15 protein-coding genes are annotated in these 14,872 nt (G+C 41.5%); 4 read left to right on the top strand and 11 right to left on the bottom strand.

Annotated elements, in window-relative coordinates:
* Positions 1-6: 6 nt before the first annotated feature.
* The gene (locus tag ACYVNW_RS13675; protein ID WP_460680434.1) at positions 7-210 is read right to left on the bottom strand and encodes a hypothetical protein; all 204 of its coding nucleotides are present in this window, start codon (positions 208-210) and stop codon (positions 7-9) included.
* 466 nt (positions 211-676) lie between these two features.
* Here ACYVNW_RS13675 and ACYVNW_RS13670 point away from each other — a divergent pair, with 466 nt between their 5' ends.
* From ACYVNW_RS13670 to ACYVNW_RS13655, 4 genes are all read left to right on the top strand, one after another.
* Complete coding sequence (locus ACYVNW_RS13670; RefSeq protein ID WP_460680433.1) at positions 677-2,527, top strand: RHS repeat domain-containing protein; 1,851 nt, start codon at positions 677-679, stop codon at positions 2,525-2,527.
* Positions 2,527-2,931 (top strand): hypothetical protein, encoded by a 405-nt coding sequence (locus tag ACYVNW_RS13665; protein ID WP_460680432.1) that lies wholly within the window; start codon positions 2,527-2,529, stop codon positions 2,929-2,931. Before ACYVNW_RS13670 ends, ACYVNW_RS13665 begins: the two co-directional genes overlap by 1 nt.
* Positions 2,932-3,252: 321 nt before the next feature.
* Entirely contained in the window at positions 3,253-3,624 is a 372-nt protein-coding gene (locus ACYVNW_RS13660; RefSeq protein WP_460680431.1) for a hypothetical protein, read from the top strand.
* Positions 3,625-3,670: 46 nt separating this feature from the next.
* On the top strand, positions 3,671-5,404 hold the full coding sequence (locus ACYVNW_RS13655; RefSeq protein ID WP_460680430.1) for a hypothetical protein: 1,734 nt from the start codon (positions 3,671-3,673) through the stop codon (positions 5,402-5,404).
* Positions 5,405-5,979: 575 nt separating this feature from the next.
* On the opposite strand, the gene ACYVNW_RS13650 is transcribed toward ACYVNW_RS13655, so the two are convergent.
* From ACYVNW_RS13650 to ACYVNW_RS13605, 10 genes are all read right to left on the bottom strand, one after another.
* On the bottom strand, positions 5,980-6,288 hold the full coding sequence (locus tag ACYVNW_RS13650; RefSeq protein WP_460680429.1) for an immunity protein Tsi6 family protein: 309 nt from the start codon (positions 6,286-6,288) through the stop codon (positions 5,980-5,982).
* Positions 6,289-6,293: 5 nt separating this feature from the next.
* Positions 6,294-8,168, bottom strand: a complete 1,875-nt coding sequence (locus tag ACYVNW_RS13645; RefSeq protein WP_460680428.1) for a zincin-like metallopeptidase toxin domain-containing protein — start codon at positions 8,166-8,168, stop codon at positions 6,294-6,296.
* 22 nt (positions 8,169-8,190) lie between these two features.
* Positions 8,191-8,997 (bottom strand): SUKH-3 domain-containing protein, encoded by an 807-nt coding sequence (locus ACYVNW_RS13640; RefSeq protein ID WP_460680427.1) that lies wholly within the window; start codon positions 8,995-8,997, stop codon positions 8,191-8,193.
* A gap of 6 nt (positions 8,998-9,003) precedes the next feature.
* Entirely contained in the window at positions 9,004-9,852 is an 849-nt protein-coding gene (locus ACYVNW_RS13635) for a hypothetical protein (RefSeq protein ID WP_460680426.1), read from the bottom strand.
* A 17-nt stretch (positions 9,853-9,869) separates the two neighbouring features.
* Positions 9,870-11,609 carry a type VI secretion system Vgr family protein gene (locus ACYVNW_RS13630; RefSeq protein WP_460680425.1) on the bottom strand — a complete coding sequence of 580 codons (1,740 nt, stop codon included), beginning with the start codon at positions 11,607-11,609 and terminating at the stop codon, positions 9,870-9,872.
* A gap of 17 nt (positions 11,610-11,626) precedes the next feature.
* Complete coding sequence (locus ACYVNW_RS13625) at positions 11,627-12,256, bottom strand: hypothetical protein (RefSeq protein ID WP_460680424.1); 630 nt, start codon at positions 12,254-12,256, stop codon at positions 11,627-11,629.
* 1 nt (position 12,257) lies between these two features.
* Positions 12,258-13,172, bottom strand: coding sequence for a hypothetical protein (locus ACYVNW_RS13620; protein WP_460680423.1), 915 nt, complete (start codon positions 13,170-13,172; stop codon positions 12,258-12,260).
* Positions 13,173-13,259: 87 nt separating this feature from the next.
* Positions 13,260-13,652 carry a type VI secretion system tube protein TssD gene (gene tssD / locus ACYVNW_RS13615; RefSeq protein ID WP_460680422.1) on the bottom strand — a complete coding sequence of 131 codons (393 nt, stop codon included), beginning with the start codon at positions 13,650-13,652 and terminating at the stop codon, positions 13,260-13,262.
* A 77-nt stretch (positions 13,653-13,729) separates the two neighbouring features.
* On the bottom strand, positions 13,730-14,128 hold the full coding sequence (gene tssD, locus ACYVNW_RS13610) for a type VI secretion system tube protein TssD (RefSeq protein ID WP_460680421.1): 399 nt from the start codon (positions 14,126-14,128) through the stop codon (positions 13,730-13,732).
* A gap of 105 nt (positions 14,129-14,233) precedes the next feature.
* Complete coding sequence (locus ACYVNW_RS13605) at positions 14,234-14,800, bottom strand: NAD(P)H-dependent oxidoreductase (protein WP_460680420.1); 567 nt, start codon at positions 14,798-14,800, stop codon at positions 14,234-14,236.
* Positions 14,801-14,872: the final 72 nt, after the last annotated feature.

Raw genomic sequence — 14,872 nt, 5'->3', positions numbered from 1 at the left:
TATTGATTATATACTGCTGAGATCTACATAGTTTGGATTGGGGATAAAGTTCCCACTAATTTTGCCTTTAGAATCAACTTTCCAAGCTCCTTTAATAGCTTGAGGTGGGATAGCTTCATCTTTATTAAAAAAGCCATCAATTTCATATACCCATTCATTTGGATGATTTAAAGCTTCTTTAATAGCTTCTTCAGAAGGTTCTTTTTTCATATAGTTGTAATTATAATAAAGAAATTTTATTTAAAAAACTTAAGTTTATTGCAAGCTCCTCTTTTTAGCACTAGTTTGTAACCATACGTGTACGAAATACTAAACTGCTTTGAATAATTCATTAAATTTAAAGCGATGATAAAGGAAACCCATCTGCTGTCAAGTTGAGGTACTCGACATTTGGTTGTCAGGATGTTTATTAGCGTCGCTTCTTTATTCATTAAAAAAACCGCTGTTTTCACTTCTCATACACTTATAATTTATAACTGGTACCTGCGTTCTTTGAGATTATATAAATAACTGTTTAAATCTATGGTGCATAGCCAGGGATGCCTACGGCTACAACCTGTATTACAACAGCAGTGATTACAGCCCGGTAGCCGCCGGCACCCCGCCCTTTGAAACCCAGCTGCCCGGCCAGGCAGCCTTTAGCCCGCTGTACAACGGCAACATAGCGGGGGCTTCGGTGAACGTACCCAAACTGGGGGCGCAATGGAACAACTACCTGTATAGGTATGACCAATTGAACCGCCTTACCGCCCTTACCGTGCTGCGCCAAAGCCAGGCGGGCGGCAGCCTTACGCTCAGTGCCGAGCACAACGAAGGCTTTACGTATGATGGCAACGGCAACATCCTGACGGCCTACCGCAACGGCACGGCTACAGGCAGCCCCCTGGCGATGGACAACCTGAGCTACAGCTACAACCGCGACCAGTTCGGCCGGCTGCAAAACAACAAGCTCAATTACCTGACGGACCAGGTACCTGCGGGCAACTACGCTACCGACCTGGACAGCCAGCTGCCTGACAATTATAAGTACGATGCTATCGGCAATTTAACCCAGGACGTACAGGCGGGACTGACCAGTGTAGACTGGACGGTATATGGTAAGATACGCAGCATCACCAACAGCGCAGGTTTATTAAGCTACAGCTATGATGCTGGAGGCAACCGGGTAAGCAAAGCTACCTCGTCCCTCTCTACTTATTATGTGCGCGATGCGCAGGGCAACCCGCTGGCCGTGTACGAAACAACGCCTGGCGGCACCACCACCTGGCGCGAGCAGCAATTGTATGGCAGCAGCCGTTTAGGCTTATGGCAACCCAATGTAAATTTAGCTAATGGTAATGTAACCACCACGTGGAACACCCTGGGCAACAAGCGCTACGAGCTCACCAACCATTTAGGCAATGTACTGGCTACCATAACAGACCGCAGGCTACAGCACAGCTCTAACAGCACCACCGTTGACTATTACGATGCAGAGGTAACCAGTGCGCAGGACTACTACGCCTTTGGTGCCCTGCAACCCGGTAGGCAAGTGGCCACCGACACTTACCGCTACGGCTTTAACGGTAAGGAGAACGATAACGATGCGGGCAAGGGCCTGGGTAATGAGCAGGACTACGGCATGCGCATTTATGACCCCAGGATAGCGAGGGTTTTGAGCGTGGACCCGTTGACAAAAAACTACCCTTGGTATACTCCCTATCAGTTTGCTGCGAATAGCCCTATAGCTGGTTTAGATAAAGATGGGGGAGAGTTTAAATTTTACCTTATTAGACTGATAAATGAAAATGGTACTGTTAAAATTAAAACGACTAATGTTGTAACAATAAACGATCCTTTATCATTTAAAGTAAGTATTAATGATGCTCCACCAACTGAAATTAGTCCGAATTTAAAAGATTATGGTATACAACTAAACTTCGTAGAATACAAAGGCAGCTTTGTAAGCATGCCTAAAGGGTATAGTCCAAAAAACTTACCAGATTTAAATGACCCAGCATGGAAACAGACCATCAGTTATGATAAAGCTAAAAAAGTTTTAGATGGAGTAAACTCATTAAAAGGATTGCTACATATTGAATCACTTGAAGACATCCCCAAACTTATAACGGATCAAATTAAAGATAAGGTAGATGGTGTTGGCAAAGAAGTTGCTGCTAAAATAATATTAGTTAAAGAAGAGTTTACTATCCCAAATGCACATTTCGTTTCTCGCCATGGTGCAGGTACCACATTAGCAGAACAGTATAATAGAGCTACAACTGGCGTTACTCCTGATGGTAAACAGGGGAGGCCGGTTAATGCTTCTAGGTTCATATCCAATGTCATACAACTTGAGGCTTTGAATAAAGCAAAGCAAATATATAATACCACAGGAAAAACTTCTTTTACATTTGACATGGGTTACACTGTTGGGGAAGGTTATTTAAAAGGAGGAGACAATGGTCATGTTACAACAACCTCTGATGTACAAGCGGTTTTTAGAAATGGACAACCTTATACACTTTACCCTGAATTAAAAAAATAATGATAGAAATTAATAGTGCTTATATAGGCTATTTTACTGGTCTTCTAACCGGAGGTGCGGATGATGATGATATGGTCTTGAAATATTGGAATATTGATTGCAATGATGAATCAACAATCAAAGCGATTATTAGTGAAATGATAAAACCATATTATGAAGGAAACTATTCAGCGGTTTTTAAATTCAAGGCAAAAACTTCACTGTCTTATTATTTAACCACTAACAGAATTGATTTTTCAGAAGAATTTAACAGCAAATTAATCCCTTTTGACCATCCTGATGATGCCAAGCTATTTTATATATGGATCTGGGAGGTATTATTTGAAAACGAAGATTATATAATTGAAGATGTATCCTTATATAAGGAAATACAAGATTATAACGAACCACTTCAATATCTTTAATTAAACTATAAGAAATAATTAATTAGGTCCTTTATGTACTGCCACATGGCGCGGGCAGCAGCCGTTTAGATTTATGGCAGCCCAATGTAAATTTAGCCAGCGGCAATGTAACCACCGCCTGGAACACCTTGGGTAACAAACGCTATGAGCTCACCAACCAACTGGGCAACTTATATTATTTGTAAATAAGTATGCATTCATATCATATACTGTTTTGCATATCAAGCTACTTTTGCTTATTTTTAAGCCAGTAAATAGCTGTTTAGTGCACTGCCTATAAATAGATATTATACACTGGTTTAACCTTATCACTTATCACAAATGAAGTTTATTGTTGCTTGTGCAATTCTTTTGGTAGTTACCTTTTCTGCCACAGCACAGTTTCATCCTGCTAACCTTAATCCATTAGATACTCTGGGCTATCAGCTTTCTGTTGTCTCTAAAGTAAAAGACATTGTTGCAATTGCAGGTATATCGCCGCAGAAACAACTAACACTGGCCGAATTTTTTAAAAAGGAGGAAAGTACTTTAACCAATGCGCTAAATACTAACAGTACACCGCTCCAACTACAAGCACTTCAAAAGCAACTGATTGATGAGTTCCAAGCTATTTTAACACCGCAGGAATTAGCTGCTTTCAGCGCAAGGCGTAAAGATTCAATTTACGCAAGGGCGGCAACTGTTACCTATTAAACGCATTTATTACGCTATATATTCGTTCTCCTCAACCTTATCATTAATGAAAAAGCTTTTAATTGTCCTGGCCTTAACCGGCTTGGGGCTCTCCTCCTCCGCACAGTGGTTACAGCCCGCTGGCAGCAACAATATTTATAATACAAACACCGGTAATGTGGGCATTGGTACTACCCAACCTATAGCCAAACTCAGCGTTAACCCCACCATGACGGGGCCAGACGGTAATCCGGCTGTTTCATTCATTGTAGGTAACGGGGGCTCCACACTGGCTAACAACCCGGGCGCCTATTTATATCCATTCGAAATACATCATGTAAATACCGGAGGGCATTCCGGTAAATTTCAAATTGCTCCTTACCGCCGCTATGCAGCGCCTGCAGGCAGTGAATATATAGGAACAGCTTACCGTTTACAGTTTGCTTATGATATTACAGGGTCGAACGGTGAAAACGCTTTTATTGAGTTAGGTAATTCAAATCCAACCTATCCGGGAGCCGGGCTTATTGCTATGGGAACAAACGGCACCGATATGTTTTCGGTATCACTCGGTGGAGTAGGGGTGGGAACAACTTCTCCTACATATCTGGGTGGATATTCGGCTTTAACTTTAAAAAATAACACCAATGGCGGCCTTATTGACTTCTGGAAGGGAGCAGCCTTAAAAGGGGAAATATGGGGAGATAACAGTGGTTTAACGTTGAAAGCAGCTACCGGCAATGCAATGCACCTTTGGGCTGATGGAACTGAGCGAATGACTATAGCAACTAACGGTTATGTGGGTATAGGCAATACAATACCTTTAGCAAAGCTGGATGTATGGGGAAGTATACGTAGTGCAATGGATAATTCTTATACAGAAATCGGTGGAGAGTCATTTAACAATACCGGCTGGCAAGGTACCCGGTCTTATTTTAATCGCTACAGAGGGACTTCAGGTAGTAGGTTGTCTGTTCAATCAACAGATAATATCGGTTATACAGACTACTGGGCATATAATGGCACTAATTTACTGAGGTCGGCACAAATGGGAGTTTCTGTTGATGGGGCACCAACCAGTACTGCTATTCCGTCAAACATGTGGTTTAGTACTACTCAAAGTGATGGTACTTTTAAAGAAAGAATGCGCATCGCTTCTAATGGGTTTTTAGGTGTTGGTACAACTACGCCCCGTGCAACTATCTCCGCAAACGGAACTATATTATCTGGTTCAAGTTATGGAAATTTAGGGCCCGGCAATGGTAACGGGTTAGATAATATCAGCTTTTTAGCTGGTTCAGCTCAAATGCTAATCGGTTGGAACCGCAGTGCAGGAGAAGGTGAAACGGATTTCATTTCTAACCAGGCAAGTGGCTTAAAAGGCGGGTTTGCTTTTTACGATTACAGTAATACCAATGTGCAAACTCAATTAATGCGCATTAGGGCCAATGGCGAAGTGTTAATAGGCAATGCCGTTAATTTTGCCGGAAGTTTAGGAGCAAATAAGCTGGCCGTAGGAGGCGGCATATTAGCAGAGGTTGTAACTGTTAAACTGCAAAGTGCCGGCTGGCCCGATTATGTGTTCAAATCTGATTACAAACTGCCTTCGCTTACTGAAGTGAAAGCCTATGTAGATAAAAACCATCACTTACCAGAAATGCCTTCAGAAGAAGAAATTGAAAAAAATGGGCAAAATCTGGGAGAGATGAACAAGTTACTGCTAAAAAAAGTTGAAGAATTGACCCTGTATGTTATTGAACTGAAAAAAGAAGTAGACGAATTGAAGGCAAAACAAAAGTAAGTATGAAATTCATACTACCTATCTCATTAGGTATTTAGGTTACCTGCCGTTTAACTTTGATTAAACGATACTGTCAGGTAAACTGAAAGCTTACAGACCCCTAAAAAGAATCAGTTAGAAAATATTTAGAAATTGATGCCGCAACGGTTTGTAGCTGAGAAAAAGGGAATTGTTAGCCTTATAAAAGAACATCAAAAAAGATAAATACACTTTTTAATAGAGGTTAATTGTCGAGGTGAAATTTAGCTTTTGCCAAAGTGTACGTAGGGTTTAATCAACGGATGAATGTATGAACACTTTTTGCTTTATTTCAACGGGTTTAGATAGATTTAATTAAAATCAATTTAATACATACACTAACTTGATGTATTAAATTACAGTATGTTGAATGTTTTAAATTGTATCTATTTAACTCTGTTGTATCGATGTTTCTATTACCCTGCGGACTAGTTTGATTGCCTGAAAACTTTTGCAAGCGAGTAATCTGCAAAGCCTTTTTGGTTTCACAGGTAAAGGCGCAAATAAATGTGAGGTATAATGTTACCGGCTTTACTTTTAATCTTTGTTATACAATGTCAGGCCTGTAATTCATTGTAGCGCAGTGCTGCGCCGAATATCCGCACTAATTTTTGAGCATAAAGATCATGCTCATAATCAAAGTTTTTAGTGGCAATTGCGCCTATAGTGAATTGCTCATCAATATCAGTTTTGCTAACAATTAATTTTTGCTCTACCAATAAACTTCGTAGTGCTATTAGTTGTAAAAAAAGCGTGTTGTACATACTTATTTCAGGAAACTTGTTTTTCAAGTTTTCGGTTTCCTCAATAGTTTCATTGATCATCTTTTTAAATGATGCTTTTGTGGTGATAACAGGAATCTGCATCGTTTTTATTGGTTTTTAGGGATATAAATTTGACTGCCGCCACCTTTAGTCGGCACTTTTTGACCGTCTTTCAGGCTCCAGCTATCATCAATTTCTTTTGATGTACTTTTCAATCCTTCGATAGGTTTATTTTCATCAAAAACTACTTTCTCCTGCTGTACAGTTCTTACTTCATCGGTATGTTTCCAGCTTTTGTCTCTCACATTATACTTATCAGAGATACCCAATTCTGATGGTGTATTGGCTGGATTATCGGTATAGTATTGCCCTCTTAATACTTCGCCCTCGGTATTTACTTTAGTAAATTGATGAAGCTCATTACCCTTAGGGCCCAAACCGTCGGGCGGTATTTTTACTATGCTTACCGGTTTTGAAAAATCTATACCGTTCAGTTCGGATGCAACAGCATCGGCATCTTTACCCGGATTGTGCTTTAAATAAAAATCTTCGGCCATTTGCCGTCTTTGCGCTTTAAGCGCTGCCATTTCCTCTTCGGTAGGCTGCTTTTTGGCATTCTCTTTTACTGCTGCGGGATCTTCAAATACATCACCATCAGCTCCTTTTGCAGGGCTGCCGCCCTCCATGGCATCCATAACAGGTGGTAAACCTTCATCGGCTCTTTTGCCATTAACATACTCCTCAGCGTGTTCTAATTCAGCTTGGCTAAATTGATCTTTGTTTTTGGCTATCTGATCATAAACATAGGTTTCCTTTTCTGCTGTTGTTTGCTTTTGATAGGCCTCTTTTCCTAATTCTTTCCATTGTTTAGCGTGTTGTGCTTCATGGAATGCTTCATAATGTGTAGCCCCCTTACGCAAGTAAACGGTTCCGGTTTCATTATTAAAACCGCCTCTCATGCCTTCGGGCAAAACTCCTTTTTTATCTACTGCAAAATCTATCCCTTGCTCATTTAATCCTTTTTGATATTCTTGAATTTCAGCCCTGCTCATACGTGGACTATCCAAGAAACCTGTATTACCACTTTGAGGTTTACCCTCCCAAGCCCCGCCATTACCCATAGCATCTGCGTCTATTGGTTTGGCAGCTTCTTCGGCTGGGGCAATAGGTGCTCCCCAAGCCAGCAGGCCGGCAAAATCTTCGGGGCGCCCCTGGCCGGTAACTATATTGCCCATGCTTTGCATGGTACCTTGCTCTAATCCAAATACGGCGCTGCCAAAACCATGGGTAAATGCATCTGCAGTACTTTCACCTTTAACATACTTATCCTGTACGCCCTCCATTACACCGAGGCCTCCGCGCAGCGCCAGACCGCTTGCAGAGGTAAGTGTTAACAGGTAATTGGCTGCCGCATTGGATAAGAAAGCTCCTATACCTTCAGTTAATATGACTAAACCTCCGGCTGCGGCTGCACCTACCATAATGCATTTAAACATTTCGCCGGCAAAATTGGTAACGCCTACTGCCAGCGCCTGCCACCAGTTTTTAATATGTGGCGCCAGCCTGATTTGCTCAGTGCCAACGGCCATACAAACCATGTAAGAACTATCGGTAAGGGCCTTTTGGCCAGCAATATATACCTGTTCTTTAGGCATTAGCCACTTACGGGCTGCTGCTGCTTTATAACCGCAAATAAGTGCACCGGCCGCCGCACCTACAGCACCGCCAATTGCCGCTGCAGCAATTAAAGCAGCACCGCCGGTTACTGCACACAGCAAGGCAAATAACACAGCAGCCACCGCCATTAGCAACATCAGCTTCTTGCACACAAAGTCACCAAATGATGTGGTTTGTACATCAACTATACGGATGTACTTAACCTCGTTTTTTTTGCTAACTACCACCTGTGAGCTTTTCATGCGGGCCGGCATCATGCCACCGCTGCACATGAAAAAGTCGCTTTCGTTTAAAAACTTACTCATGGTAAACCTTTCGTGTTATACGCTAATAATCGTATCCATACTTGGTAAGAATATGTATCAGTTCCAGGTCTCTATCATCCAAATAAATGAACGAAACGTTGTCATCAAAGTTGGGAACTACCTGATCATAGCTAATCACCCAAACATCAATCACCTCTCCGGTTTCTTCTATCAAAAAGCCGGACTCCTTGCGAGGCTCTCCTATGTTGGTGTAAGTGTATTTTTTTTCATCGAGCAGCTTTTTAGCTGCCTGAAATGCTTGCTGCGCATTATGGCCTGAAAAAAAGCCCTCTTTTTTTACTCGCTTTGGGGGCTGGGGCGGAGCCTGTATATGTGTTCTCTCTATCGAGGCAATCTCTTCATTAGAGGGAATATGCACCTGGTTGCCGAAGATGCGGTTGAGCGCCTCGGCAGGCGTATTGCCTAATAACTCAAAAAAAGCATCAGCGCCCAAATACAGCCGGCTTTGCTCATCAATAAACATAATGCGCGAGCTATCATTCCAGTATCCCACCGGAATCAGGTGCCGGCTTTGTGAAAGCGGCAGATATTCCTCAGCAACGTCGCCAGGAAACAGGTACTCAGTTGCTTTTTCAGCATCAAAGCCAATGATGTTTTCGTGCTTTGCCTGGCTGTTGTAGAACGAAAACTTTAACCCGCCCATTTCCTGATAGAGTTTAACGGCGCTTTCAATCATAGGAAATTCTTCGCCTTCATATTCACCAAGCGCCTGCTGTAGCGGCTCCGGGCTCACTTTCCTGCCTTCATACCAGCCGCCGGCTTTAAGTATCTGCAAGGTTGTTTCGGTATAGGGTGTGGTTAACTGCATATCCAATTAGTAAGCAGAAAGCGTGTATTTAATTTTGTTATATAAAAGCTGGGTGTGCACCACCTCTTCGGTATAATACTCTGCACTGGTGATTAACCCTGTTTGCGCATTTATGGTATAATTACCTTTACAGGTAATCAGCGGCACCAGCGTAGCGGGTTCTAAAAAAATAAAATGCCCATAGGCATTCTTCAGCCATTCTGCCGATGGTCTTCCGGTATTCGTGCCTTCAAAACGAACGTTATTGGGCCGGTCGCTGCTAAGTGAATAATTAATGTTCCAATCAATGTCAGCCGCCTGAAATTTGCTTTTACGCATAAAATGCCCGTTATAAGGGAAAGTTTTGCCGTAAATGCCGTTAAAATAAATTTCAAAAAACTCAATAGCGCCTACGGTATGAAAGATGTTTGCATCATTATCAAAAATATTGTCGTTGAGCTGAACAACACTGTTGATACTGGTTTCATCAGCCGTCATTTCTTTCAATTGGCTTCTTACCCGCTGCCACTTGTTTCTGATTTGTGATACGTTATGAATTTTAAGCAACTTTCCCGAACGGTCAACCTCAACGTCTAATTCATTATATATCTCTTTAAACAAATTGTTGAGCGCAGCAACATCATGCACTGAGGGGTTATTGGTTTTAATGATGTGATTATCGAGCGTTAAAATTTCGAGCCGATAGCCCTGCGTTTTCACTTCTTTTACTGTAACTACCCATCTGCATTCAGTTACGGTGGCTACTTTTAACGTGCCAATTTGAATGTCGCTGTCTATAGTGCACAAATATTTTTGTGTAACATTTGGTTGAAGTATAGCGATTTGGCTTTCTTCTTTATTTAAGATACTCCACATGCTATAATTTCACCGCTTTAGTTGATAAATACATTTCCTCCGTCAATTTTACTTTCACCCTTAATGTGATTATGCTCTGCCTCAATATTAATGTTTTTACCTTTAATGGTTATAGTTCCGTTGGTGTTAAGCGTAATTGAACTTTCGCCGCTCTGTATGGTAATGGTGGTTTTTGAGTTCAGGGTGATTGAGCCATCTTTGTTTTTAATTTCAATCAAATTTTCGCCCGACTTATGGCTGATGGTTTGAGCTGCCACAGCTTGTATGGCACCTTGCTGCTGATGAATGTTTACAGTGTTGGCTGCTGAGGTGGCTAATGTTAATGCATGCGCTGCATCATCAAACTGCAAATGGCTTCCCTTACGCGAAGTCATGCCTTTAATGTTACTGTTAACAAAGCCGCTGCTATCTACATTGTTGCTATGGTATACGCTACCCATAACTACCGGCTTGGCTATATTACCTTCCTCGAAGCCCACAACTACCTGGTCGCCTTTTTCGGGCACTACCAAAAAGCCCCGGTTTTTACCTGTATCGCCGTTACCGGCATTTGGGCTTACAACCCTTAACCATTCGGTAGGGTCATTTGAGGTGCATTGCCATTTAAATTGTACTTTAATACGCCCTTGCTGCTTGGGGTCGTCATTATCCAACACAGTTGCCAGTTGCATATCGGCCGTCGGCTTTTGGGCTTGCCTTACCGGCAATTTCTCACTATCGGCGGCTACGCCTTCAAATGTATTTTGGTAATGCCCTACGCCGTCTAACTGGTGATAAACAGCAGTTACCAGAAACTTGCCAAAATCCTGCACCTTAAAACCGGTTTCGGCCCGCATACTGGTACTGATATTAACCACGCTGCCCAGCTTTACCTGGGTGTTATTGCCATTGCCCATAATGGTAAGCAGCTCTGATACCAGCGCTTTGTGCTCATCATTTACAAAGGTGTCTATTTCTTTTTGCGAATTTACACGCACTTCCAAAGGCTCGCTGTACCGCTTGCTGAATACCTGTTTTGAAGCAGCAATGGCATGAGATAGGTCTGGCGATCCTGATGAACTGTCGGCCGGTTGGGCTTGCAGCAGTTCGTCTTGTTGTGAGTGGTACGAAAATTTTTGATAGGTGAGGGGAGCGATTTGCATACCATACTGCAGGCTGTGCAAATCGCGGCCGTATATTAAATTAACCTCATCAAGTTTATCAGGTTTACCAAACACCAGTTGAGTACCATCGTAATAAAACCATTCATGATACTCGGCCGACAACCGGTTGATAAACTCAAAGTCGCTTTCCCGGTATTGAATGATGTAATCAATAGGAGAAGTATAGGCCGGCTTAATTTGAAAGTTGAAATCGTTTTGCGGAGCATCAGCGGTAGCCTGCTTTAGAATAGCTGAAAGGTCTTTATTGAGGTATGAACCCAAATCAGGCCCGCGGTCAATTAATATACTCGGGCTATAACCACTCACCAAAATATCGCCCTGAAAGCCGTGACTTTGGGCAATTTCTACCTTTGTAATTTTCCCGGTAAACTGGTTTTCGCTGCCGTCTGCCGTTCCAAACTGTATGGTTAGGTTTTTACCAATAAAATCTTTTGATTTTTCAATGGTAACATCATTCGTATTTTCAATCTGGTCGTGATTGAAGCGCAGTTCGAAGGTATGATGCTCATTGAACCGCTGGGTTAAGCTAAATGCAGAAAAATGAGCAATTACAGTTCCTTCTATATTAATGTCTACTTTGATTTTGGTTTCCATAGGTATTGGTTTAGTGGCTAGCCTTTAAGCGGCCATGGGCGGTAATAGCTAATTACTTTATAATTGCCGTTTATTTTTCCGAACACAAATCCAAATGAGGTTTCCTGCCCGTTATCCTGAACATACTGTTTCTCGAGTTCGTATATCCTGCTTCCTTTATCTGTTACCTTAATTAAGCTTTTATAATAGCTTTCCGGTGAGGTACGTTCAATTTCCGACAGGTCATCTTCTCGGCTCAATGCAATTAATTTGATAACCTCAGCAGGAAACATATCGTTAACATATCCTTCAAACTGGTTTTTATTGATTAATCCCTCGTTTGCATTTACATTGCGCGCTTTTAGGTCTTCATTGGTCCACTGCGGGTCGGTTTGCAATGGAAAATAAAATAACATGTTAAGTGCGGCCTTGTTACGCTGTTTTACCTGATTTTTAAACTTTTGCAGAAATTGCCTGAACAGTTGCTCATCAGTAAGGTGCTGGCGGGTTGATTGAGCAGCATTTTGTGCAACCGCAGCTTCGCTGCTCTTGGGTTTTGCAGTTACAGCATTATCAGTTTCAACACGGCTCTGCTGGCAACCATAGCTCAACTGCACCCAGGTGATGAGCAGCAATGCAAATACATATTTATAACCGTACAGCTTCATATTAATTTCTGGGTATACTGATAAGTCCCCGCTGTTCCATACGTTTTAATATCACTGCGGCTCCTAATTGTGATGATACTGCGTTGGCATCAAACACCCCATCTTTTACATATTTACCTTTGGTATAATGGTTGGAATAACTCCATAAATACGGCGTATGTACACCACGCTTATTATAGCCAAAACCATTGTAGCCTTCCAGCTTTTGCAAAATAAATGGCAGGCTCCAGTTGGTTACTTGGTCGTATTTCATCAGTTTGAGCGCATCAAATGCGCTCTCTTCAAATGTAAACGGAGGCGGGTGCCCAACTTTGGGTCGATGAGCCGGAACGTGAACCGTATAGCCGGTTAAAGGATCGCCGTTGTGTAAATGCTTTTTAAAACTCAAAGAACATTCTAGGTAATGCACACACGCAATAAAGTACCAGGGGATACCTGCGCCGCTGCTGTAAAAACTGGTGCCGGAGAAAATGTCTTTATTGAAAAGGGAGTTATTGCCATCCATATAATTTAACTGAGATAAGCCCGGCAACAAGCTTTGCGTACCCTGATTTAAACCTTGAAAAACAGACGGCGTTTTGTTGAAAAAGTTATTGGGAGAAAAGTTGGATGTATCGGCAGGCGCTGGTGTACCAAAACGCTTGTAAAACGGGATATAATTTAATTGAAACTCAGGTGTTAATGCAGATACCTGAGGAGTACCACCCGATTTAATGGTAGTGGAAATACCCTGATACCTCGACATATTGATGGTTAATTTCTCATCAATCAATTTATCAATCTCACCAATTTTTTCCTTCTTAATCTCGCAGGTATCAAACAAAGAGATGTACTCCATTGCGGTAGGCGCCGAAGAAACAGTCTTTTTTTTAACAGTAGGAGAAGCGGGTTTTATAACTCTCTTTTTCTTAATCATAAATTGAGGAATAGCATGATAAGAAAAAAGCGGAGAGGATACTTACTATCTTCTCCGCTTTATATTGATCAACAAACAAGTTCGAAATTATTTCGGCCAGTCGTTTTCGTGCTCGGCATTGCCGATTTTTAATTTGCGTGCAGAAATAACGAAGCTTAAAGACATTGGGTTATTACCAATGATAGATAAACCCTCGTTGTACTGAATGATGTAACCTTCTTCAAAAGAAAGCTCTTTCATTTTAGCATCCTCTTCTGATTTTTTGAATATTACAGTACCGCTCAATGGCTTATACTGATTGTTCACCATTGATTCAATTACTGAGGTGTCTTCAGTAGATTCAATTTCCACTTGTACGGTACCACCGTATACACCTGATGACGGACGGCCTTTGGCGTCAACATCGCGGCTTAAAGAGTAGCTGCATTGCAGCACGTCAAACTCTTTAGAACCTATATTTAATCTTGCTTTGAAAGCCATATAGATATGAATTAAGTTTATAAGAAATTTAAACAAAGGTTATGCCAGCTGAACGCCGGCTAAAGATGACTGGGCAATTAACGCTGACCCGGCCAATCATTTACATGCTCGGCGTTACCTACCCTTAAGGTACGGGCCGAAATAGTAAATTTCAGGCTCATTGGGGTATCACCTAAGATATTCAGGCCTTCTGAATACTTAACAATGTAAGCATCACCAAAACTGAGTTCTTTCATTTTGGCATCCTCTTCGGATTTTTTAATCAATACTGTACCAGTGAGTGGTTTATACTGATTGTTTACCATTGCTTCAACAATTGAAGTGTCTTCTGTAGATTCAATCTCTACATCAATTGTACCGCCGTAAACACCTGATGACGGGCGTCCTTTCGAGTCTACATCACGGTTAAGGGCATACGAGCAATTAAGTACATCGTACTCTCTGCCCGAAAAATTTAATCTTGCTTTGAAAGCCATAACGACAAATTTTAAGGTTACCTTATAAGCACTGACCACCAGTGCTTTTTTATGATAACGTTGAAATTTGCCTTTTGTTTTATAAAACAATAAATAAATTAACCATTAGATTAATTTAGTGCCGAACGAGTATAATTTCTTTTGCCATTTAACACTATACTCGTTTTGCAACGATTGTATATAGCCAATAGTGCTAGTACGTACCGGCTTAATAAGGCATTTTTCTAAAATTACCTTTTTTATAGGAATGTAAGTGGCTTTTTCATTAATGCGCCAGTCGCGCCAGGAGGCCTCATCCAGTACAGATATAATTCTGGCCGATTTGCCGCTGAAATTATTACGTACGCTATTATTTAGATTAAAAACCTGATCAGGGAAAAATAACCGGTCAAAAAAACCTTTAATTTTTGTAGGAATAAACTCTTTGTACACCATCGAAAAAATAACCAGATGGTTGGCACCTGCAATGTGCTGGAGCGCGTGCTGCAAATCAGGTTCCAGTTCGATAGCGCGATTATCAAATTGCTTATTGGGATTAAAAATGAGGTCGGCAATGTTGAGTTCCCTCACACTGGCTCCAGATACTTCGGCACCAGAACGGTAAGCATTTATTAATGCCTGTGTGATATCAGTTTTATTGATATCTGCATTGATGATTAATATCTGCTTCATTTGCCAGCAAATGTAAACAGTATATTAACAAAACAAAAAGTGGTTATATATAAAGCCCGCTCACCAATCATG

This window comes from Mucilaginibacter koreensis, from assembly GCF_054783355.1.
Note: the sequence above shows the minus strand (reverse complement) of the source record. Positions and strands in the feature narration are given on the sequence as shown.

Bases quoted from the DNA above. Each gene is read 5' to 3' on its own strand.
- ACYVNW_RS13675 (WP_460680434.1), bottom strand. From the start codon at position 210: ATGAAAAAAGAACCTTCTGAAGAAGCTATTAAAGAAGCTTTAAATCAT.
- ACYVNW_RS13665 (WP_460680432.1), top strand. From the start codon at position 2,527: ATGATAGAAATTAATAGTGCTTATATAGGCTATTTTACTGGTCTTCTA.
- ACYVNW_RS13660 (WP_460680431.1), top strand. From the start codon at position 3,253: ATGAAGTTTATTGTTGCTTGTGCAATTCTTTTGGTAGTTACCTTTTCT.
- ACYVNW_RS13655 (WP_460680430.1), top strand. From the start codon at position 3,671: ATGAAAAAGCTTTTAATTGTCCTGGCCTTAACCGGCTTGGGGCTCTCC.
- ACYVNW_RS13650 (WP_460680429.1), bottom strand. From the start codon at position 6,288: ATGCAGATTCCTGTTATCACCACAAAAGCATCATTTAAAAAGATGATC.
- ACYVNW_RS13645 (WP_460680428.1), bottom strand. From the start codon at position 8,168: ATGAGTAAGTTTTTAAACGAAAGCGACTTTTTCATGTGCAGCGGTGGC.
- ACYVNW_RS13640 (WP_460680427.1), bottom strand. From the start codon at position 8,997: ATGCAGTTAACCACACCCTATACCGAAACAACCTTGCAGATACTTAAA.
- ACYVNW_RS13635 (WP_460680426.1), bottom strand. From the start codon at position 9,852: ATGTGGAGTATCTTAAATAAAGAAGAAAGCCAAATCGCTATACTTCAA.
- ACYVNW_RS13630 (WP_460680425.1), bottom strand. From the start codon at position 11,609: ATGGAAACCAAAATCAAAGTAGACATTAATATAGAAGGAACTGTAATT.
- ACYVNW_RS13625 (WP_460680424.1), bottom strand. From the start codon at position 12,256: ATGAAGCTGTACGGTTATAAATATGTATTTGCATTGCTGCTCATCACC.
- ACYVNW_RS13620 (WP_460680423.1), bottom strand. From the start codon at position 13,172: ATGATTAAGAAAAAGAGAGTTATAAAACCCGCTTCTCCTACTGTTAAA.
- tssD (WP_460680422.1), bottom strand. From the start codon at position 13,652: ATGGCTTTCAAAGCAAGATTAAATATAGGTTCTAAAGAGTTTGACGTG.
- tssD (WP_460680421.1), bottom strand. From the start codon at position 14,128: ATGGCTTTCAAAGCAAGATTAAATTTTTCGGGCAGAGAGTACGATGTA.
- ACYVNW_RS13605 (WP_460680420.1), bottom strand. From the start codon at position 14,800: ATGAAGCAGATATTAATCATCAATGCAGATATCAATAAAACTGATATC.